General features: G+C 48.4%; 19 protein-coding genes. 6 read left to right on the top strand and 13 right to left on the bottom strand.

Features of this window, described 5'->3' with window-relative positions:
- Positions 1–50 precede the first annotated feature (50 nt).
- Positions 51–1,280 carry a multifunctional CCA addition/repair protein gene (locus NFHSH190041_RS05355; protein WP_261924257.1) on the bottom strand — a complete coding sequence of 410 codons (1,230 nt, stop codon included), beginning with the start codon at positions 1,278–1,280 and terminating at the stop codon, positions 51–53.
- Between the two features lie 243 nt (positions 1,281–1,523).
- Here NFHSH190041_RS05355 and NFHSH190041_RS05360 point away from each other — a divergent pair, with 243 nt between their 5' ends.
- Together NFHSH190041_RS05360 and NFHSH190041_RS05365 are read left to right on the top strand one after the other, a co-directional pair.
- Positions 1,524–3,182: an ExeA family protein gene (locus tag NFHSH190041_RS05360; protein WP_261924258.1), complete on the top strand. Its 1,659-nt coding sequence runs from the start codon at positions 1,524–1,526 to the stop codon at positions 3,180–3,182.
- On the top strand, positions 3,182–4,150 hold the full coding sequence (locus NFHSH190041_RS05365; RefSeq protein ID WP_261924259.1) for a general secretion pathway protein GspB: 969 nt from the start codon (positions 3,182–3,184) through the stop codon (positions 4,148–4,150). Before NFHSH190041_RS05360 ends, NFHSH190041_RS05365 begins: the two co-directional genes overlap by 1 nt.
- A gap of 120 nt (positions 4,151–4,270) precedes the next feature.
- On the opposite strand, the gene hemL is transcribed toward NFHSH190041_RS05365, so the two are convergent.
- From hemL to NFHSH190041_RS05385, 4 genes are all read right to left on the bottom strand, one after another.
- Complete coding sequence (gene hemL / locus NFHSH190041_RS05370) at positions 4,271–5,563, bottom strand: glutamate-1-semialdehyde 2,1-aminomutase (RefSeq protein ID WP_261924260.1); 1,293 nt, start codon at positions 5,561–5,563, stop codon at positions 4,271–4,273.
- Positions 5,564–5,955: 392 nt separating this feature from the next.
- Positions 5,956–6,885: a ribokinase gene (gene rbsK, locus NFHSH190041_RS05375; RefSeq protein ID WP_315972971.1), complete on the bottom strand. Its 930-nt coding sequence runs from the start codon at positions 6,883–6,885 to the stop codon at positions 5,956–5,958.
- 18 nt (positions 6,886–6,903) lie between these two features.
- Positions 6,904–7,905 (bottom strand): GRP family sugar transporter, encoded by a 1,002-nt coding sequence (locus NFHSH190041_RS05380; RefSeq protein ID WP_261924261.1) that lies wholly within the window; start codon positions 7,903–7,905, stop codon positions 6,904–6,906.
- Positions 7,906–7,941: 36 nt separating this feature from the next.
- Positions 7,942–9,141, bottom strand: coding sequence for a PfkB family carbohydrate kinase (locus NFHSH190041_RS05385; protein ID WP_261924262.1), 1,200 nt, complete (start codon positions 9,139–9,141; stop codon positions 7,942–7,944).
- Between the two features lie 1,211 nt (positions 9,142–10,352).
- On the opposite strand from NFHSH190041_RS05385, the gene NFHSH190041_RS05390 reads away from it, so the two are divergent.
- Positions 10,353–11,129, top strand: coding sequence for a DUF6776 family protein (locus tag NFHSH190041_RS05390; protein ID WP_261924263.1), 777 nt, complete (start codon positions 10,353–10,355; stop codon positions 11,127–11,129).
- A gap of 20 nt (positions 11,130–11,149) precedes the next feature.
- Complete coding sequence (gene erpA, locus NFHSH190041_RS05395) at positions 11,150–11,500, top strand: iron-sulfur cluster insertion protein ErpA (RefSeq protein ID WP_261924264.1); 351 nt, start codon at positions 11,150–11,152, stop codon at positions 11,498–11,500.
- Positions 11,501–11,574: 74 nt separating this feature from the next.
- Here the strand turns inward: erpA and NFHSH190041_RS05400 are convergent, their stop codons facing one another.
- On the bottom strand, positions 11,575–11,955 hold the full coding sequence (locus tag NFHSH190041_RS05400) for a DUF2750 domain-containing protein (RefSeq protein ID WP_261924265.1): 381 nt from the start codon (positions 11,953–11,955) through the stop codon (positions 11,575–11,577).
- 305 nt (positions 11,956–12,260) lie between these two features.
- On the opposite strand from NFHSH190041_RS05400, the gene NFHSH190041_RS05405 reads away from it, so the two are divergent.
- The gene (locus NFHSH190041_RS05405; RefSeq protein ID WP_261924266.1) at positions 12,261–14,588 is read left to right on the top strand and encodes a winged helix-turn-helix domain-containing protein; all 2,328 of its coding nucleotides are present in this window, start codon (positions 12,261–12,263) and stop codon (positions 14,586–14,588) included.
- Between the two features lie 108 nt (positions 14,589–14,696).
- Here NFHSH190041_RS05405 and NFHSH190041_RS05410 read toward each other — a convergent pair whose 3' ends face one another.
- A complete protein-coding gene (locus NFHSH190041_RS05410; RefSeq protein WP_261924267.1) occupies positions 14,697–15,803 on the bottom strand; it encodes an anhydro-N-acetylmuramic acid kinase in 1,107 nt (368 codons plus the stop codon).
- A gap of 6 nt (positions 15,804–15,809) precedes the next feature.
- The gene (locus NFHSH190041_RS05415; protein ID WP_261924268.1) at positions 15,810–17,222 is read right to left on the bottom strand and encodes a peptidoglycan DD-metalloendopeptidase family protein; all 1,413 of its coding nucleotides are present in this window, start codon (positions 17,220–17,222) and stop codon (positions 15,810–15,812) included.
- Positions 17,223–17,346: 124 nt separating this feature from the next.
- Here NFHSH190041_RS05415 and tyrS point away from each other — a divergent pair, with 124 nt between their 5' ends.
- Complete coding sequence (gene tyrS, locus NFHSH190041_RS05420; protein ID WP_261924269.1) at positions 17,347–18,543, top strand: tyrosine--tRNA ligase; 1,197 nt, start codon at positions 17,347–17,349, stop codon at positions 18,541–18,543.
- A gap of 14 nt (positions 18,544–18,557) precedes the next feature.
- Here the strand turns inward: tyrS and NFHSH190041_RS05425 are convergent, their stop codons facing one another.
- From NFHSH190041_RS05425 to NFHSH190041_RS05445, 5 genes are all read right to left on the bottom strand, one after another.
- Positions 18,558–18,977: a hypothetical protein gene (locus tag NFHSH190041_RS05425; protein ID WP_261924270.1), complete on the bottom strand. Its 420-nt coding sequence runs from the start codon at positions 18,975–18,977 to the stop codon at positions 18,558–18,560.
- A gap of 163 nt (positions 18,978–19,140) precedes the next feature.
- On the bottom strand, positions 19,141–19,614 hold the full coding sequence (locus NFHSH190041_RS05430; protein ID WP_410010867.1) for a nuclear transport factor 2 family protein: 474 nt from the start codon (positions 19,612–19,614) through the stop codon (positions 19,141–19,143).
- Positions 19,615–19,708: 94 nt separating this feature from the next.
- Entirely contained in the window at positions 19,709–20,095 is a 387-nt protein-coding gene (locus NFHSH190041_RS05435) for a DUF2721 domain-containing protein (protein ID WP_261924271.1), read from the bottom strand.
- A gap of 22 nt (positions 20,096–20,117) precedes the next feature.
- Positions 20,118–21,086, bottom strand: a complete 969-nt coding sequence (locus NFHSH190041_RS05440) for a cobalamin biosynthesis protein (protein ID WP_261924272.1) — start codon at positions 21,084–21,086, stop codon at positions 20,118–20,120.
- Between the two features lie 77 nt (positions 21,087–21,163).
- Positions 21,164–21,856, bottom strand: coding sequence for a 5'-methylthioadenosine/adenosylhomocysteine nucleosidase (locus tag NFHSH190041_RS05445; RefSeq protein ID WP_261924273.1), 693 nt, complete (start codon positions 21,854–21,856; stop codon positions 21,164–21,166).
- Between the last annotated feature and the right edge of the window lie 12 nt (positions 21,857–21,868).

A 21,868-nucleotide genomic window follows, 5' to 3' on the forward strand; every position in this document is an offset into this window, starting at 1 on the left:
TATAAGATAGTTGTGGATTAAAGTTGTTGATTTTTACAGTTATTTAACATTTATTGGCCGCGATGGGAGCGTAGTTGGGTTAATTTCACTGCTCGCTGTTTGTGTAATTGCTCACGGATTGCACTGCCCTGAAACCCCGCAGCAAGGATCGCTTTGACATCCACTGCCGCTGCAGCGGCCGCGCACTGACGCAAGTAATCACCTTGGGGATAGTCATGGTGCTCAAAACCTGTGCGGCCACGCATATCCGCCTCGCATACCAAAATGAGTTTTTCCAACCGCTCGGGCTTACGCCAGATATCTGCTTTATCAAATTGCTTTAAAAGTGTTTTGCTTTTCAGTTCAAACGCATTATGTAGATTCTGATGCAGATCGCTTACCAATAGCGCCAGATCGCGCATCTCGGATGGTACCCGTAGACGTTGGCAGAGTTCGCGGATCGGTTTTAGTCCCGCCTGACCGTGGCCATAATGTTTTGGCAGTAGCTCAACAGGGGTTAACGCCTTGCCTAAATCATGCAACAAAGCGGCAAAACGGACACTGTTATCATCACTAAGCCGACAGGCTTGTTGTAAAACCATCATGGTGTGGATACCGGTATCTATTTCCGGGTGCCACTGGGCTGGCTGGGGAACACCGAATAGGGCATCAATTTCGGGCAATAGTACCGCTAATGCGCCGCATTGACGTAGAACGTCAAAAAAGACCCAGGGCTGATCAGTGGCCAGTGCGCGGTCAATCTCTTGCCAGACCCGCTCTGGCGTCAGGGCGGCCAGTTCTCCACTGGCCGTGATTTGCTGCATTAAGGCTAAGGTTTGCGGTGCGATGGTAAAGCCCTGAGGCGCAAAACGGGCAGCGAAACGGGCAACTCGCAGTACTCGTAGCGGATCTTCGACAAAAGCCGAGGACACGTGGCGTAAAATACGCTGAGTCAAATCGGCTTGCCCATCATAAGGGTCATGTAAGTTCCCTTCCGAATCTTGGGCGATGGCGTTGATGGTCAGATCCCGGCGCATAAGGTCCTGCTCTAAGGTCACATCTGGCGCGGCATGACACACAAAGCCACCATAACCAGCCCCCGTTTTGCGCTCGGTGCGGGCCAGGGCATGTTCAGCCTTGGTTTTCGGGTGAAGAAATACCGGGAAATCCCGCCCCACCTGTTCATAACCCATTGCCAGCATCTGCTCCGGGGTTGCGCCTACAACCATATAATCTTTGTCTTTGATGGGCAGTCCCAGCAGTTGGTCGCGGACAGCGCCGCCGACAAGATAAATTTGCACCTGTCAGTATCCTTTAATGTATATCAATTCGCAGAAATCAAGGGTCTGCGGTTAAATTAGCAATAGCATACCATTGACCTCGCTAAAGCCTATGGTTATTGCTTGGTATTTCCTTGATGGAAGATATCGCGTTGATGTGCAGAAAAATAACGTAAATGCTGTGATTTCAGGCAGCTGGGTTTTGACATCGAGCAGCCGGCGCTATAACTTGAGCACAACTTTATCTGCCGATGATTGATGGGTATGTACAAAGCTTTTTATGGGTTGCAGGACAACCCTTTTTCCATTGTTCCTAATCCCCATTATCTGTTTCTCAGTGACAGGCACAGGGAAGCACTGGCACATCTGACTTATGGTTTAAAAGAGACCGGGGGATTTGTGTTGTTAACCGGTGAAGTGGGTACCGGTAAAACAACCATCAGCCGAGCGTTACTGGGAAGTATGTCCCAGAACACCAATACGCCTTTTATTCTTAATCCATCCCTCAGCGCCATTGAATTGATGGCCGCGATGTGTGATCAGCTAAAAATTCCCTATAGCAAAGACAGTTCACTTAAACAGTTTAATGATTTATTGACCCAGTATTTGATCAGTAGCCATCAACTGGGTCGGCGCACAGTGTTGATTATTGATGAAGCTCAGCACCTAAAGCCTGAAGTGTTGGAGCAGTTACGGCTGCTGACTAATCTAGAAACTGATACTGAAAAATTGCTGCAGATTATTCTGATTGGTCAGCCAGAGTTGCAGGAATTATTAAAGCAGCAAGAGCTGCGGCAGTTAGCTCAGCGGATTACCGCCCGTTATCACCTGTTGCCATTAAATGGTGATGAGGTGGGGTTGTATGTTGAGCATCGACTGCAAGTTGCCGGTCGCAGCGATCCTTTATTTACCACAAAAGCGATCGCACAGTTACAACAAATGTCCGGTGGGATCCCACGGGTGATAAACCTGATTTGTGAGCGTGCTTTGATGGCAGGCTATGCCCATAGCCGAGTGCCTATCGATCAGCAGATGGTGCAGGAGGCTGCAATTGAGGTATTAGGCTTGACGCCACCTCGAGGGCGGCACTGGTGGCCGCTAGCTGGCGTCGGAGGTTTGGCTTTTGTGCTGGCGTTTACGCTGGTGTGGCAATTGTTGCCTCATCCCAGCGCAACATCTGTGGCGGAAGTTGCACCGCATCAAGCTCCGAGTAATGCTCAAGTCTCGGCTGAACGCGGCATTGTCTCTGGTGCAGGAGCGCACAGTGTCGGGCACGAAACGGCATTATATTTACCCCATGAGAATGTGGCTAGGCGACAGTTGGAACAGGCTATGGCAACGGCTCAGCCACTGGACACTGCCTTTAATATTTTATTGGGCCTGTGGCACAAGTCTCCCTATGAGGGCATGACGCCGTGTCAGTCAGCGAAGGCACAGGGGTTAGCTTGCTATCAGCAGCAGGGGAATTGGCAAAGTATTATACGTTTGAATTACCCCGCGGTAGTGTATCTGGAGGGGCAGGGTGGCCGAGATGTGTATGCGGCATTAGTGGCGCTTAAGCATGATCGTGCGCTATTGCAATTTGGTGAGCAGCAGTTTTGGGTAAGCCGAGATTGGTTTGAACAGCATTTTAGCGGTGTATTTGAAATTCTCTGGCAGCCAGAGCCTGGCAATGATAGGCCGATTGGTCCTGAGTCTGCGCCAGCGCGGGTGCAGTGGCTGGAAGACGCCTTGGCACGGGTAGATAATAATGAGCCACGTCGAGTGAGTGGGTTTGACTCTCAATTGTCGCAGCGGTTAATGGCATTTCAGCGTCAGCACGGGTTGAGTCATGACGGCATTGCGGGCAAACAAACATTGCAGCAATTGGCGCTGTATTTTAGTGAGCAAGGCCCGAGGTTAACCGCGGCGGAGTATTTTTAATGTCGATTTTATTGGATGCGCTCAGCCGTAAAACACAAAGTCAGGATAAGTTGGCCGGGCAAGGTTATGCTGAGACACCAAAACGCATGGTGACAGGTCTGGATGAAGGCCGCCGTTATACCGGGTTACGGCTTGGCGCAGCCCTTGGTATGGGGGCTTTATTGGGTGCATTGGCGGCTTGGGGTATCACAGTGTGGTTTTCTGCAACGACACCACCTATTGCGGAGCGTGATGCATTTCTGGCAAATAACGTCTCGGTCTTACCGTCACAAAAACATGATGTTAAGCAAGAAAGTGCGTTTTCTCCTGATGAGATTATGTTGGCAGGTAAAGTGGCGCTGCCCGTGGCGCAACCCCGGCCGGTGATGACGTCAGAGAAGCACCGTCAGTCAGGTAATGAGCACATAACAGATAATGCCAGTCACGGAATGGATTTAGCCATTGTGCATCAGGATAAACAGGTGTCAGACGGGGAGAAAACACATCAGGCCTCAGAGCCTTTAGTGTTGGGAGCGACCAGTGATTTATCTGCCGCTCAGTTAGATACCCTGGCTAAAGCGCGAGGCACGGCTGTTGAAGGTATGCCAGTGCTGGGGGCGGATAAGCCTAAACATCAGGATCAGCGGGCATTGGTGGCTGAATTTCAAAAAGCACTGAAAGAAGTGGAATATCAGCACGCTTTGGATCAACCGGTGAGCCCTGATGGCATGGAGCCGGTTGTGATGCCCAAAGCAGATGGATTGCCGAAACTGACTCAGCTACCGCCGGTACTGCGCCGACAGGTGCCGAAGTTTACTATTATTGCTCATGTCTATGCCAGCTCACCGAAAAACCGCTGGTTGAATGTTGATGGGCAGGAAGTGCAGCAGGGCGATACCATTGCCGGTAAATTGAAAATTGTGGAGATTCGCCCCCGGGATGTGGTGCTCGCCATGGACAATACCCGGTTTACGGTTCCAGCGATTTAGTGCTTACTGGTGGCATATAGCGAGTAATCGCTGAATTGTTACAGTGCATAAAAAGAATGCATAAAAAAGGACGCCTCTAGGCGTCCTTTTTGTGTCTTGCGACAGGCAAATCGGTTGAGATTAGGCTTCAGCTGCCATGCGGGCCAGTACGCGGTCAGCGGCATCCAATGTGGCCTGCAGCTCAGCATCCCCGTGAGCCATAGACAGGAAACCTGCCTCATAGGCACTTGGTGCCAGGTAAATACCTTCATCCAGCATGCCGTGATAGAAGGCGCGGAAGTGTTCCATGTTGCACTGGGTAACCTGTTCAAAACGGGTAACTTGTGGCGCATCGGTAAAGAAGTAACCGAACATCCCACCAACATAGTTAACGGCCATTGGAATGCCATGCTTATCTGCTGCGGCTTTAAAGCCTTCGGCGATGCGGCGGGTTTTGTCTGCCAGTGCGTCGTACAGGCCGGGCTCACACAATGCTTCCATTTGTGCCAGACCTGCTGACATGGCAATTGGGTTACCAGACAGGGTACCGGCTTGATAAACCGGGCCGGTCGGGGCGATATATTGCATGATATCTTTACGGCCGCCAAATGCACCAACTGGCATTCCGCCGCCAATCACCTTACCTAACGTGGTCAGATCCGGGGTCACGCCGTAGTAGCCTTGGGCACCGCTTTGGGAAACGCGGAAACCTGTCATGACTTCATCAATGATCATCAAGGCGCCATATTGATCACACAGTGCGCGCAGTCCCTCAAGGAAACCAGGAACAGGTGGAATACAGTTCATGTTGCCAGCAACAGGCTCAAGAATGATACAGGCAATCTCTTCTGGATACTGTTCAAACATGGCTTTGACTGAGTCCAGATCGTTATACACTGCAGTCAGAGTGTGTTTAGCAAAGTCTTCAGGAATACCTGGTGAGCTTGGCTGACCAAGGGTCAGAGCGCCAGAACCGGCTTTCACCAACAGACAGTCAGCGTGGCCATGGTAGCAGCCTTCAAACTTCATGATTTTGTCACGATGAGTGAAGCCGCGAGCCAGACGAATCGCACTCATGGTCGCTTCTGTGCCAGAGCTGACCATACGAACCTGCTCAATAGATGGCACCATGGCAATGACTTTTTCAGCCATTTTCACTTCCAGCTCGGTTGGCGCGCCGAAAGACAGGCCGTTCTGAGCAGCGTCCAATACTGCCTGACGGATTTTAGGGTGGTTGTGGCCGAGGATCATCGGTCCCCAAGAACCGACATAGTCGATGTACTTTTGACCATCGGCATCAAAGATATATGCACCATCGGCTTTTTCAATAAAGCGTGGTGAACCGCCTACACCATTGAATGCACGTACCGGGGAGTTCACACCACCGGGAATAGTCTTTTTTGCCTGTTCAAACAGCGCTTCAGAACGGGTCATCTTTAGTCCTTTGTTGTCAGTTGCCGCAATGATTGCGGGCTCTTATTGGTCGGTCTCCCGCCATGGCCGGAGACCTGAAAAAACAGTGGTGCAGCAAGTTGAGATACCTTGCTGCACCCGGCAACAATTGTGCTGTGGTCAGCATTAATGTCAATGGTTTGGATCACAAGATGTTGCAAAAATCAGCCCGCGATATGAGGAAGCTTTATTGTCTGCTTAATCAAGTGCCAATGGTGGATTGGCAGGGAAAATTTATTAGGTGGTAGTTAGAAACTGCTGAGAGAAAAACTGTGTCGTGATGATATTAGCTGCAATGCTCTAGCAAGCGTTGAGATGTGCCTGGAACGGCGGGAAAAAAACCGGCCGGGTAATCACCCCGGCCGGAAAATGGCTTATTTCAGTTCCAGTTCAACAATGGCATCCAGCTCATGACGGTATGGAATTGAAGTTTGGGCACCCATGCGGGTAACGGAAATCGCACTGGCGCGGTGAGCAAATACCACAGCATCTTCCATGCTCTGGCCTTCACTTAGGGCAACCAGTAAGGCACCATTAAAAGTATCACCGGCGGCGGTGGTGTCGGTAGCATCTACCCGGAAGCCGGGGATCAAGGTACCCTGACCATTGCGGTACAGGAAGGCACCTTGGCTGCCCATGGTGATAATCACTTCTTTAACACCCTTTTCGATAAAGTGCTGACAAGCGACAGTCGCAGAAGCTTCATCTGTGACTTTAATGCCGGTTAGTACTTCTGCTTCGGTTTCATTTGGGGTAATCAGATCCAATTTCGCCAGCAAGCTATCAGGCAGTGGTCGAGCTGGTGCAGGGTTTAATACCACTTTGGCATGGTTTTCCCGGGCAATATCAACTGCACGTTCCACCCCATCGAGCGGCGTTTCCAATTGCAGCAGCAGGTAATCAGCTTTGGCGATAGTATCTTGCTTATTATCCACCACTTCAGCGGTCAGTTTATTGTTGGCATTAGGTGAAATTGCGATGCAGTTACCGCCATTATCATCCACCAAGATCAACGCAATACCGGTATTGTGGTTTTCACACAGGGTGATGTGTTCGATATTAATGCCATCGGCTTCAAATGCGATCAGAGCGTCGCGGGCAAAGCCGTCATCGCCCATGCAGGAGATAAAGTCTACCTGAGCGCCCAAACGGCCTGCGGCAACAGCTTGGTTGGCGCCTTTGCCGCCGCGCGCTAACACGTGACGGTGACCCATGACGGTTTCGCCTTTGGTTGGCAGTCGTGGTGCCTGAACGGTATGGTCCTGATTGACACTGCCAAGAACAACAATATTTTTTATGCTCATGGGAATACTCCTCAAAAATTAATGGTTGGCGGCAATAATCAGCACGATGCCCAAGATGTAAGAGGCAAATACCAGTGTCAGTAACTTATTGGTGCCTTGCGGCGCTTTAGCAAATTCGCGCCAGATAAACACACCCCAGAAGACTGCGATCATGGTTGCGCCTTGTCCCAGACCATAGGACACAGCATAACCCGCCACACCGGAAGCCAGAATGCTGAAGGACATACCCACTGACCAGATAATGCCGCCAAGAATACCTATGCCGTGCTCTTTCAGTGATCCTTTGAAATAGTCACTGCCGTTAACTTTCGGCCCAGCGATAGGTTTTTTCATTACCAGGGTGTTCCAGATAAAGTTGGACAGGAATACGCCCACGCTGAAACACACTAATGCAGAATAAGGAGACAGTTTGCCGGCAACAGGGTTGGCGAAATCATCGGCCATGGATGCAGCAACAAAGCGGAAGAACCAGCCCATGATAAGACCCGCTGCAATGGCAGTGAGCATACCTTTAATCTTGTTGGCATTTTCGCCTTGCTGAATGCGGCTGTAAGCCAGAGCCGTTAAAATGATGGCCAAAGTCACGCAGGCCACGCCACCAAACAGTATTTGAGGGTTACCTTGCGGTACTGCCACATAGTTGGTGATAACCCCCAGTACCAGCGCCAGACCTACCCCAATTGGGAAAGCAACGGCCATACCGGCTAAATCAATCGCGGCAACCAGCAGGATGTTGGATAGGTTAAAGATAATGCCGCCCAGCAATGCTGAACCGATATAACTCATGTCAGCTTGTTGCATGTCCAGCATAAAGGGACGCCCTGCGCTGCCCATACTGCCTGCGGTGAAAGCCAGTACAAGGGAGAACAACAAAATACCTATGGTGTAATCCCAGTAGAATAATTGAAACGGCCAGCGTTTACCGTCCACCAGTTTGGTGGTATTGGCCCAAGAACCCCAGCAAATCATGGTAATAAAGCACATGATGATGGCGGTAGAATAAGATTCAACTAAATACATAAATAACTCCGAAAGAACTCGGAACGGTCACGGTATTCAATCACTGCGTTTAAATTGATTGAATAGCTCGACCAGATCCTTAGTGGGCATACTTGATGCCCCTTTGCGTTCTATTTTTAATAATGCAAAGTCACAGGCGAATCGGATAGCCTGTGTCATGTTTTGCCGGTTAGCCAGACAGGCCGCCAGTGCACCGGTGAATGCATCACCGATACCTGTGGTATCTATTACTGCTGACCGGTAGCTGGGAAATACTTGGTATTCCCCTCCATCAAACCATAAATATGTTTTGTCCATCATTGGGATGATGACGTGCTTAACCCCCTTAGATGTGATGATCGCGGCGGCCTGTTTGGCACTGTCGAGATCTGTGATAGGCATGTCTGCCAAGGCTTCGGCTTCCAGTACACCCGGGGTAAGAATGTCAATAAATGACAAAATATCCCGGACCTGTGGTGTATAGGGAGACGGATGGAGCATGACGGTTTTACCGAATTGATGTGCTTTTTGTACGGCAAAACGGGTGATGTCAAAATTGTTTTCCAGTTGCGTTAGAAAAATATCGGCATCCTGGATATGGTGCAGTTCCTGCAAAATTTCAGTTTGGTTGATGTGACTATTGGCCCCGGGGTTACAGCAAATCATGCTGTCTCCATTCGGGTTGCTCAGTACCACGGCATGGCCGGTCTGATGCTGGGGATCTTCCCAAACTGTTAATGAAGCGATATCGGTACTATGAAGATATTGTTTGGCGCGTTGGCCAAATTCATCCTGGCCGACTTTGGTGCAGAAATGTACTTCGGGACAAATTTTCGCGGCGGCGGCGGCTTGATTAGCCCCTTTGCCTCCAGGACAAAAAAAAGTGTGGGAGGAATGTACTGTCTGACCAATTTGAGGAAACAGATCAATATCAAGCACGATATCGATATTAAATGATCCCAATACATATACGCTGCCATGATTTGGTATTAGTTCAGCAGTGGATGTATGAGGGAGTTCGACTGTGGTTGCAAGGTGAGAAAATAATTCTTTACCGAATAAGGTTTTTTCAGGTGATTTAGCCAATTTGGCTCCGCCGTGAAATAAAACACATTTTCCGGCATCAGCCAGTGTTTTCAGATCGCTGCGAATCGTACGGGATGACACATTAAATTGGCTGGCCAATTCTTTTACCGTCACCCGATGCTTATTCAGGATCAACAATCTGATATTTTGCTGTCGAATTGCTTTCATCATTATTGTTGCTATCCACTTTGGTCTGATAATAACGGCCGGTGGGCATAGATAATGAAATGGGCATCAGATATCAACCGTAAAAATGGAAGCGGCTTTTCCTAATTTGATCAAGATCACATAAAGCATCAGTACTACGCGCATTATTTATCATTGTGTTAACATTTGTCTCGCGGGTGAATTTTGCACTGAAAGGTTTGTTATGCTGCAATGGTTGATGTGTTGGGTAATACTACTAAATTCGGTGGATATTAAAGAGATATTTGCTGTTGCTACGCTAATAAATATATTGCTACATAAGTAAAATATGTTTAATTAGTATTTTTTGATTGGTTTATATTTCACTGAGTCATAGTTTTAACTTGTTAGTTTTAAGCTTGAATTCGCGAGTCTATAAAGATAGTTAATTATTTGAATATGACTGTTTAATCGTAAATTAATTTTATAAATGGATATAAATATCGATAGAGATAAATTCATAACACAAGATGGTAGGAGTCTTTTATCTATGAGTCACTTTCTATATTTAGTTGCCAACTAGGCAGCTAATCAACATTTGCGCGGTAAATCTGTCTTGCCTCTGGGTATTGACTATATCGTTATCAAGGGTAAGGAATATGATTATTGTTTTAGCACTAAAGCTAACTTGTGTTAGTACAATAGTACTTATTTATATTTTAAAATTGATACAGTGGATGATAGTTATTGATAATACCGACATTGGGTTGCTTTGTACCTAATATTCTGATTGTTAAAAGTGTATTGCCATCACGGCAGAGGATAAAAGCGTTATTGGCTCTACGATTTGCGTCCTCGGCATGTTGTGACGAGGTTCTTTAAGCTGCTGTATTTGTATTTTTCATCATAGTCAGAAGGGCGCTAAAAAGGGCTGAATTGATGGAGAACTTGTTGCTATCGCCTTGATGCGTTACCACGGCGCTTTACTGGCAGTCTACTGACAGTATTTGTCGTGTAAAATCGGTTTATTAAAACAGAAATGCTAGTGCGTTTCTCTGTAACACCGTAGAATCCGTTCCCCTACGTTTGTATTGTTCCCTCGGCAGTTTTTGTGGTTTTTTGCACCAGGTAAGCTGGCGCTTAAATAAAGCGAGTTGACACGATGACAGCAATTTTAGGTCGTGCCGCTTAACTTTTACTGTTTACTATGGGATAGCAGTACAAGATAGAGAAGTGTTCACTGATAAGGAAACTTGATGTTGAGAGTTAACCGTTGGCTCAGTCGACTGTACGGATCCGAGCGCCGCTACCGAGCGTCCAACACTTATCTGGTGTTATTGACCCTGGTCGCCTTTATTCTCGGGATTTTAGCGTATCATACTTGGTTAGATTGGCGCCCCATGTCACCAGATAACCAGCAGCAATTGATTGATTCATTGCAGGCTGATTTGCAGGATAGGGCTGGTGAACTGGCCAGTCGAAATTTGGAACTGGAAGTGGCTAAAAATGCCAACAGCGATATGAAAAAGCTATTTGCTGAGCAATTGCAGCGGGAGAAAAAATTGCAGCGGGAGCTGACATTTTACCGCAGTGTGATGGCGCCTGAGCATGCCGCAGCTGGCGTTGCCATTAATGGAGTTGAGTTGATGCCTGGGTTGCTGAAGGGCCAACAACGAATTGAACTGGTGTTGATGCAACTTGATAAGCGCAAAGAACCGATTAAAGGTCGAGTTGATATCCGCTTAATTGGCAGTCGACATAATAAGGTTAAGACGTTGTCCTTGGAGAAATTAACGGATCAGGAACTGAAATTCAGTTTCCGTTATTTCCAGATGCTTGACAGTGAATTTACCTTGCCAAAAGACTTTAAGTTGGCCCGGGTTGATGTCAAAGTGATTGTACCTGCCACCCGGTGGAATGAAGGCGCGGAATCACAGCAGACGTTTAGTGTGCCGGCCATAACAGCTGGTGGACAGGAACCGCGGGTAATACTTGAACAAAATGGTCAGGTAACAGATAATCCCGCACAATAAACCGATGTATAGAGGTAGCAATGACTGAACAAGCTGATGCAGCAATGCCAATCCGTTTTACCGATGCGGCTGCAGCGAAAGTAAAAAGCCTGTTGGAAGAAGAGCAAAATGATGCCCTGAAACTGCGAGTTTATGTAACAGGGGGTGGCTGCTCAGGTTTCCAGTACGGTTTTACTTTTGATGAGAAAGTAAATGAAGGCGATTTTACTGTTGAGAAACAGGGCGTACAACTGGTGGTTGATCCCATGAGCCTGCAATATCTAGTCGGTGGTGAGGTGGATTACACTTCAGGGCTGGAAGGGTCACGTTTCTTTGTGAAAAATCCTAATGCCACGACCACTTGTGGCTGCGGTGCCAGTTTCTCTGTTTAAGCTTGCATCCGCTACCAGCAATATGCAAAAAAGCCGCCCTCAGAGGCGGCTTTTTAATGAGTGTTTTTGTATGATTAATGGCGTTTTTGCGCCACTAAACGGGATTCCAATTCATGTGGTGGGATCACGACACCCAGATCGCCTTCCACAGGGAATACTGCAACAAACAGTTCATCGTCTTCCATACCTGGCACCCAGCGAGATAACCAGTCTTTAAGTGGAATAGACAGTGGTTCACAGTCTTGCCAATCATCCACAGCCCAAGCTGCAGCAGCATCTTCACTAGGCCACATTGGAATGCAGTCTTCTTCTTCGGTGGTCAGCATAACGCAACCATCGGTATCCTGCAGGGTCCAGATTTCTTCTTCCGCTTTCACGGCGGCAACCAGGTGATCATAACGGGCTTCTGGGGTCATTGCTGACAGCTCGGACAGGGATTTTTGCGTTTTACTCATGGGAATTCTCTTACCTGACAACAACAGCCCGGTAGGCTGTTTCAATTGGGGCGAGAGCATATCCTATTGCGGGGAAAACACCAAACCTCAGCAATGTTTTGTGCATCAGTTGGTTCCTGTGGATGGAAGAGCAATAAATTGTTGTGAAGTCGTTTCTGTGTATTTTTCTTCTCTATTTATTCTCTATCTATTTGTAAATTAATTGTTTATCATTTGCGCTGTTTTGTTCGAAACCATCATTGACACAGAGATGCGAGGCGGGGATATAACTTGTTGCAAGCGAAAATAATGCACAGGATGGCGTTATGGCACAAGCAGATATGAGTGTGGGATATGGCTTTAAGCTGGCAGATTGTCGGGTAGATAGGGCGGATAATACTCTGTGTTTTACCGGGGAAGATAAAATCTCGCTGCAGCCAAAGTTTATTGATGTGCTGACCGTATTAGCTGAGCGTTATCCCGAGGTTGTCACCCGCGAGGTTCTGATTGATAAAATCTGGGATGGCAATACCTATGTTGGCAGCAGAGCACTGACCAACGCCATTTGGCACTTACGTCAGCAATTAGCTCGGCTTGATGACGATACTGTGATTGATACAGTGCGTAAAACCGGGTATCGACTGCTGATTAAGCCGGAATTTGATTATCCCGTGTCGTCTGGTGCTGGGCAAACAGATACTAACCTTGTCGATAATGATCATGCTGATAGTACCGGTAATCGCTTACCCCAACGCAAATCTTTAGTGATGGTTGTTGGGATTGCCAGTGTGCTGTTAGCACTGGTGTTTATGGCCGGAATATTGATGTGGCATGCACAACATGAGGATCATGAGGGGCATACCAGTAGTCGCTATCTCACTCGGGAAGATGGCTCAGAGCGTTATCCGTCAGTGTCTCCCGATGGCCGCTATTTAGTGTATGGCGCATCGAGTCAGGGCAGAGGTTACAGCTTGTTTCTAAAACCTCTAGATAACCCTGCAGCGATTTCTCGGCGTCTTACCGGCCCGGATATTAATGCCACCCGTGCCATTTGGCATCCTGATGGTAAACGTTTGTTTTTTAGTGCTCGTCGCCCTGAAGATAATCAGCTTTTTATTCATGAAATGACGTTGGACTCAGGGCAGATAACTTATCTTCAGGCCAGTCATTCCAGCCGTACAGCCATTGATTTATCTCCTGATGGTCGTTATCTGAGCATGATTTACCGTATGCCATCAGATGATGGGGATGAAGTCTATACCTTGGACTTAACGGTTACTGATAGCGCGCCGGTAAAACTCAGTTGTATGGATGGTTGCAGCGGGAATGCCAGGGATTTGGCTTACAGTCCTGATGGGCAATATCTGGCGATTGCTAGGCGTCAGAGCAATATTACCGAAGATATTTTTTTATATGATTTGACCAGTGGTAAGCAGACCCGTCTGACCGAAGGGATGGAAGATATTCGCGGGTTAAGCTGGCATCCCGATGGCCGTTATCTGGTGTTCGGGTTAGAAAGCTCTGGGCGGCGGCGGGGTTACCGTCTGGATGTGACATCCGGTGTGTTGGTGGATCTTGCTGTGCCTGGGCTTAGCTATCCTCAATTTGTTCCGGGGACTCATCAGGTGGTTTATAACCACTATGCCCGCCAATATGATATTGCTTACCTTGATTTAGCAAGGCAAACCCCTCAAACCCCTTTCCCGCTATTGTACTCTGGCCATAGTCAACGTTTACCCGATTATTCTGCGGCCAGTGGTCGGGTGGTATATATCTCCAATGAAACCGGCGCGAACGAGGTATGGACAGCTGATCGTCATGGTCGCAATCGTATTCAGCATACCCAGATGCAAGGTCGAGCGCTTTATCCTCGTTGGTCCGCTGATGGCCGTAAAATAGCCTTTATTGCTCCGGATGAAATGGATGAAGGGAATCAAATCTATGTACTGGATTTGGATACTGGGGCTCTGGCGGTATTACCTTCCCCCTATCGTAACCATTCACGGGTTTTCTGGGGGCCAGATGACAGTTATGTTTTTTCTACGGTAGGTGATGATCTGATCGGTTTTTCTGTCACTGGTGGCCCACTGTTGCAGCTCCCTCGGATCCGGGTTGATCGTGGTCAGATGCTGGATTCACAGCAATTAGTATACAGTCGCAAAGATCGCCCCGGACTTTGGTTACTTAATCTCGCGGCATATATCATGGATGCCAATGCACGAAGGGTGGCAGCTAAAGGGGCATCCTCCGAGAGTGAGTACATACTGAAAACAATGCAGGCTGCCAGTGTGCAGTTACCGGTTGACATAACAACATCGCCCCTACCTGAGCCTAGTGCGTTACTGCGTGGCCGTAGCCGTGATAATAGTACTGACTGGGGTCATGCACCAAAAGATGTGCTGTTAGCGGATAAACGGAATTGGGTGGTTACGGATGAAGGGGTTTATTTTAAGCAGCGGGTACTGCCAGATGAGTTTATGTTGAGTCGGTTAATGTCTGATGGCACGGTGGAGCGAATTTTACGGGTGCCATCTTCATATCTCAGTACTTTTGGTACGCTGGCATATATTCCGGGGCTGCAGCGATTGCTGATGACGCAGACACAATATCCGCAGCGGGACATTCTGTTACTGGAGCATCCGCGGCTGCAATAGCACGGATGTGTGCGGACCTGGTACAGATGATTGCATTATTACGAGATGTAACCGACCTTGCGTGAAATCGGTTTCATCTCGCGATATGGCATTGTTATTCCCCCGATACTATACCGCTGGGAAGTGGGCTCCGAGTATGGCCTGACGACTCGCGCCAGTCACAGCGGGTAAATTGGCCGGTAGGCGTTGATTAAAACGCATCGCCAACCATGCAAAAGCAATCCCCTCCACCCATTTAGGGTCAACCCCCAAGGCTGCGGTAGTCGCAATATGATATTCAGGTAAACGTTGGCGCAGTCGGGCAAGTAAGGTCAAATTCATCGCGCCACCGCCACAGACATAGAGTTCCCCGGCGGGCGACAGAGCCAATACTTCTGCCGCAATGCTGGCACAGGTTAAATCCAGTAAGGTTGATTGAATATCTTCGTCACGCAATTGGCCGAAGTGCGCCAGTTGCTGCTCAAGCCAAACATGGTTGAACATCTCTTTGCCGGTACTTTTTGGGTATGCCTCGGCAAAATATGGGTGTGACAGCATCTGATCCAGTAATGCCTGATTAGTTGCACCACTGGCAGCCCAGCGTCCTTCGTGGTCGAAAGATTGCCGTTGGCATTGTTGCATCCAATAATCAATTAAGGTGTTACCTGGCCCGGTATCAAAGCCCACGACTTTGGTTTCATCTCCCGGTAGGTAAGTAATATTGCTGATCCCGCCAATATTAAGAATGATGCGCTGGTGGCCGGGCTTAGCAAAAACTTCTTGGTGGAAGGCGGGAACCAGTGGCGCACCTTGCCCGCCGAGTGCCACATCTTTACGACGAAAATCAGCAATAACATCAATGCCGGTATTCACCGCAATGGTGTTGGGATCGCCTATTTGTAGGGTAAATCCGGTATCTAAACTCGGCATATGGCGTATTGTCTGGCCGTGGCTGCCGATAGCTAATACTTGCGCGGGAGATATACCCGCTTTTGCAAGCAGCTGGTTTACCGCATCGGCAAACAGCAGACCGACGGTTCGATCTAAACGACCAAGCCGGTTGATTTCATCTGAGCCGGGCTGACATAGACGCTGTAGCCCTTTAAACAGATGGGATGGCATTGCCTGGCTATGGCTGGCAATTAAGTGAGGCTGTCCTGCGCCAAAGTCCACTAATACGGCATCGACACCATCCATGCTGGTGCCGGACATCAAACCGATATACAGTGCGGTCATTCTAGGTTAACTCTCCTGGGCATATTGCAGCTTTTTAAAGGCAGCCAGTTTGGTCATCAATGTCTGGCTCAGTTCGGTAAATGCGGCTCGCTCTTGTTTGGCAATAGGATCTGCTTTAGGCAGCTTAACCGTACGGGGGTTACGGTGAACTCCGTTGACAATAAATTCATAATGCAGGTGAGCGCCGGTCACTCGGCCGGTTTTACCCAAGGTACCAATAATCTGACCCTGTTTCACATACTGGCCGGTTTTCACTTTGCGTTTGGTCAGGTGCAGATATTTGGTGGTATAAGTGTCATTGTGTTTGATAAACACATAGTTGCCATTGTATTGGTTGTAGCTTGAGGCGATCACCCGCCCAGCCCCCGCCGCTTTAATCGGAGTACCAATGGCGGCAACATAATCCACGCCACGGTGTGCCTTTATTTGCCCTGTGACAGGATGTAGGCGGCGAGGATTAAAATTGGAGCTGACATATTTAAAATCAACCGGCGATTTCAAAAAGGCTTTGCGCATACTGCGGCCATCTTCTGAGTAGTATTGGCCATCTTTGTATCGCACTGCAGTAAAACGCTCTCCCTGATTAATAAACTCTGCTGCCAGAATATCCCCTGATTGCAGGTATTCTCCATCGGCATATTCGTCATCAAATACTAAGGCAAAACTGTCGCCTTGACGTAGATCTAAAGCAAAATCGATATCCCAACCAAAAATGGTGGCTAACTCCATAATCTGGGCTGGGGCGAGTCCTGCTTTGACTGCGGCATTCCAAAAATTGGTGTGTATGGTGGCGGCAACCAATTTTTGCCGCAGCTCAACGGTTTTACTGGTTTTGTGCTCGACCAGTCCCGCTGGAGTGGCTTTAACAATCAGGGTATCAATGGCATTGAGTTTAAATGACATACCGGCAAATTTGCCCTGAGGCGTGGTTAACAGCACCAGTGTTTGGCCGGGGCGCAGCTTTTTTGCTTGGGCGCCAGCCAGTGGTAATTGGCTGACTTGATGAACATCTTGCGGGGTAAGTCCCGCCCGTTGAAATAATGCTGCCAGGGTATCGCCGGATTTGACTGTGACTGTCTCTTGGCGTAAGTCCTGGGCTGGGGTATCGGAGCCAGAGACTGACTGACCAAATTGTACTTGACTGGCATTGGGCATGGTTGACAGCAGCGGTTTAGCACTCACTGGTGGGCGAGGGTTACCTTCTCCCGGTGCCAGAGGTGTTCTGAAAGCCAGCGGTAGTTCAATGTGGTTTTGCGGGGATTGGGGGGCATCGAGCCGGGCACTGGCTTTGATATGGCGTGATGCCTGGGCATTTTCCAGCGGGATCACTACCACTACGAGGGTAAACAGTAGGATCGCCCCGAGCAGCACTTGGTGTAATTTTGGCAATAAATTGAACAGTGTAAAAACTTTTCCCATCGACCCTGATACCGAAATGTTTAACCGACCATACTCCCTTTAGTGTACACACTTTCAATTGTGGGGGCTAACAAGTAACATAAGTCACTTTCTTTTCTTTGGGCTCTTAGGGGTAACTGCCGAGATGGCTGATTTAGACCAGGTATTAGCAGAAATTAAACGTGGTACCGACGAGATTTTACTCGAATCGGATCTGCTGGAAAAACTGAAAGAGGGACGTCCTCTGCGGGTTAAATTGGGGGCTGATCCTACCGCACCGGATATCCACTTGGGTCATACAGTTATTCTCAATAAACTGCGTGCATTTCAGGAATTGGGTCATGAAGTGATTTTCCTTATCGGTGATTTCACCGGTATGGTTGGCGACCCAAGCGGCAAAAATAGCACTCGTCCGCCACTGACACGTGAGCAGGTGCTGGCCAATGCTGAAACCTACAAAGAGCAGGTGTATAAAATTTTAGATCCGGCCAAAACCCGGATTGAGTTTAACTCCAGCTGGTTGGAGCAACTGGGCGCTGCCGGTATGATCCGCCTAGCTTCCCAGCAGACTGTGGCCCGGATGATGGAGCGTGATGACTTTAAAAAACGCTTTGGTTCAGGTCAGTCAATTGCGATTCATGAATTTATGTATCCACTGTTGCAGGGTTATGATTCTGTGGCGTTGGAAGCCGATGTTGAGCTGGGTGGTACCGATCAGAAGTTTAACCTGCTGATGGGCCGTGAGCTGCAAAAAGCTGCCGGGCAAAAACCACAAACAGTGATTATGATGCCACTGTTGGAAGGCTTGGACGGCGTGAAAAAAATGTCCAAATCTGCCCATAACTACATTGGCGTCAGTGAAGCACCAGATGAGATGTTCGGTAAAATCATGTCTATCTCTGATGAGCTGATGTGGCGTTACTATGAACTGCTGTCTTTCCGTCCGCTGGCTGAAGTTGCTCAGTTAAAAGCTGAGGTAGAAAACGGTGCGAACCCTCGGGACACCAAGATTCTGCTGGCTAAGGAAATTATTGCCCGTTTCCATGATGACGCTGCGGCTGAAAAAGCCCACCAGAACTTTATTGCCCGTTTCCAAAAAGGCGCAATCCCTGATGATATCGAGGAAGTAACCTTGGTTGCAGGTGAGGGAATGGCTATTGCTAATCTACTCAAAGAAGCGGGGTTAGTTGGATCAACCTCTGATGCGATGCGTATGATTAAGCAAGGCGCTGTGAAGATGGATAGCGAGAAGGTTGAAGATACCAAGCTAGTACTGAATGCCGGTGTATCTGCGGTATTCCAGGTTGGTAAGCGTAAGTTTGCCAAGGTAACGCTGGCTTAATTTGCCATATCACTTTATTGCTGTGGGTTAGCCTGTGGTAATGATTCACAAGGGTCAGTACTGAAGTACTGGCCCTTTTCACATCTCCAACTTAGTTTAGCGCCATTGATCTGCCACTGGCCGTTGTGTTTATTCATGGAGACAACCAGCAGCAATTGCGGGTGGTTGGCATAGGCCTGACTTTGACTATAGGTAACGACGCCATCACCTTGATGTACGACTTGGGTGACAGTAAAACTCTGTCCGGCATAACGTTGACTGATGGTATCAGGCAGTTGAGTCCATTGCCGTAACTCTTGCTGGGCGGTGAGAAGTTCATGATTAAAATGACGGATGGGCTGCTGGGCATATGACAGTACCATAGGTAGGTTGTCAGCATTGGCTAGTGGGCTCAGAGCCAGCCCCAGTAATATCATCCAAACCGCTTTTTTCATCTTATCCCCGACACAGTTTCCAGCAGAACAGATGAATGCTATTACTGCTGACAGCCTTATGCTTACCCGATTTTTGACCTATCTTGGCGGCAGTAGTTTCCTGCAGGGTAAAAAAATCTGTCAGTCTAAAAGATGAATGGCGTATGTATTTGTTTCTAATAATTTATTGCATAGCAAGTTGATCTGACATGGTTTGATAGTCAATTAAGTCAATGTGCTCTTTGACTCGCTTGCGGGCCATATCCAGTGACAAGGTCGTCACGCCCGGGACAGCAATTTCAATTATTTTGCCAGGCTTACCAAATTGTTCTCCTGGGCCTTTTAAGTGATAACTGCCAATCATGACCACAAATGAGCCGGAGTTATACATGTGCTCCAGATTAAAATCATATTCCAGCACGCCTCGATGCGCTCGGCGCATAAAGCTCAGAATATGACGTTCACCTTTGTATTTACGTCCGGCTGTACGGTCGTAAAACACAGATTCGCGGTCGTAAAATTGCTCAAGTTTCGAGTAGTCATGTTCAGTTAGCGCCTGCATATAGCGCATCGCCAATTGCTGAGGCGCTGGCATATCGCCGGGGTTAGCCCATAAGGGAAAAGCGAGGAAGGCAAGCAAAATACAGATATACCGCAACGTCAATGTCTCGTCAGTCAAGGTTCCATGGGAAAAGGGGCTGTGCCCCGATGGTCGAATAATGCCTGCTGGATGGATCAGGATCAAGCCCGAGTTATTGACTCATTTCCTGCAGGTGAATATTCAGGGCGTCGACGGAAATACGGATTTCTATCACGGATAGCACCAGAGAATAGAGCAGCAGTAACAGGCTGAGCGCAAAAATCCCTGAACCGGTCTTATTGAAGCCAAGATAAATTAGAATCATACACAACACACATAGGGCAAAGCTGATAACCCCCGCCTCCTGCATACGGCGAATAATGCTAATCCGCTGCCGCAGGTTTTTAATCTGCGCCTGTTTAATCGGACGAGTGTCACTGCTTAAATTGCGGATTAATGCGGCCAGAGCAAAAAAACGGTTGGTATAAGCCAGCAACAAAAGAGAAATGGCCGGAAATAGCAATGCCGGAGTGGTTAAAGAGATGGTTTGTTCAAACACAAGAATATCCTTTGTAATCGATTCAGGGCGCGAAGGTAATTTTAATTAGCGGTAATAGCAAAAGAAAACTGCCACAAATCAGATAGCCAGTGTGGCATAAGTGCAACATACGGTTGATATCCGCCGTAGTTGGCATCACCGCAGGCCCCGTTTTTGGCCGTTGTAACCTTTGTCTGGCATATTGCACAGGTCCACCTAATTCCCGTTGTAACAAACGACTGCCTAATTGCAGTAGGCCTAGGCGATAATGTAAGTCGCGTCTTAGGGCAAAAGGGTGATAGTAGCCTGATATCGGTCCTTGAAATGCCAACAGGCATTGCCAGATACGGCCGGGAAGCAGCATGAGCAAATTATTCACGCGATGGACGGGCGCGGCAAAATAACGGTAAGGCGGATAGTCGGTCGGCCAACTGAGAGCCAGTTGATTAATCATACGTACCAAAAGCGCCGCGGCAGGGCCAATCAGGGTATAAAACAGTAAAGGGGCAATTAAACCAGAGACAGGAATCGTGAGCAGAGATTCTATGGTGGTTTTACTGATCCCGGTAGCTGAGAGCTTATCGGTTTCGGTTAGTGACATGGGGCTGAGCTGTTGCCGAGCGCGGCTGAGATCCTGCATTTGCATGCTCAGTACTATGTTTCGGCCTCGATGTAAGACCTGCTGGTCGTTAAAGCATAGATACAGCATGACCAGATGGAAAAACCAAGGAAATTCTGCCAGCAATGGAATAAAACTGACCACGGCCCAGAAAGGTAAAATCAGGAGCAGCAATGCCAGTATACCGGCGGTGAGTTGTTGAATTGCGCTGCGTTCAGGGTGGCAAACTTTTACTGCCATACGTTTGGCGAGCCAGCTTAAGCCTTGTAGTGGGTCCCAGTGTTGCGGTAATGGCGCTAATCGTGCCAGCAACAATGCTAGTAGCACTAAGGCAAAGCCTTCCAGTAGCGGGCCGTCGCGGGTAATAAGCTGATGAAAAAATGCCGCATCCATGGGCCAAAGTTCCTATTTGCTCGGGGAAAATCTGTACCGCGATGATTTTTAAACATGGCGGTACAGCAGCGCTGAACTTAGAGTTTAGTCAGCAGAGCCATCACCATCAGGGCTGAGTGGTGACCGGCTTTAACAATATAGCTGTCAAAATCAACAGGAGAGTCATTGTTGGCATTGTCAGACAACGAGCGGATCACCACAAATGGTACGCCAAACTGATGACAGACTTGGGCAATCGCTGCCCCTTCCATTTCACAGGCGGCCATGGTTGGGAAATGCTTCAGCATGACAGCGGTACGCTCTGGATCACAGATAAAGCTGTCACCGGTGCAGATAAGCCCTTCTACTGCCTTTACTTCACCCAGATCCGCAATGGCACTGTTCGCTGCTGCAATCAACTTGGGATCAGCAATAAAAGCAGCTGGTTGTTGTGCCATTTGACCAATCTCATAACCAAACGCGGTGACATCGACATCGTGATGACGTACTTCGCTGGAAATAACGATATCACCGATGGCCAGGGTATCGACAAAGCCACCCGCACTGCCGGTGTTAATCACCGCATCAGGCTGAAACTTTTCAATCAACAATGTTGTTGCCACACTGGCGGCCACTTTACCTATACCTGAACGGGTGACAACCACATCTTTGCCATTCAGTTGTCCGCTGACAAATTCAATACCCGCAATGGTTTGTGTTTCTGGTGATGCCATCGCAGCGATCAGATGGACAACTTCCGGCTCCATGGCGCCGATAATACCGATTTTCATGACAGACCTTTG

This window comes from Shewanella sp. NFH-SH190041 (assembly GCF_024363255.1).
Lineage (GTDB): Bacteria > Pseudomonadota > Gammaproteobacteria > Enterobacterales > Shewanellaceae > Shewanella.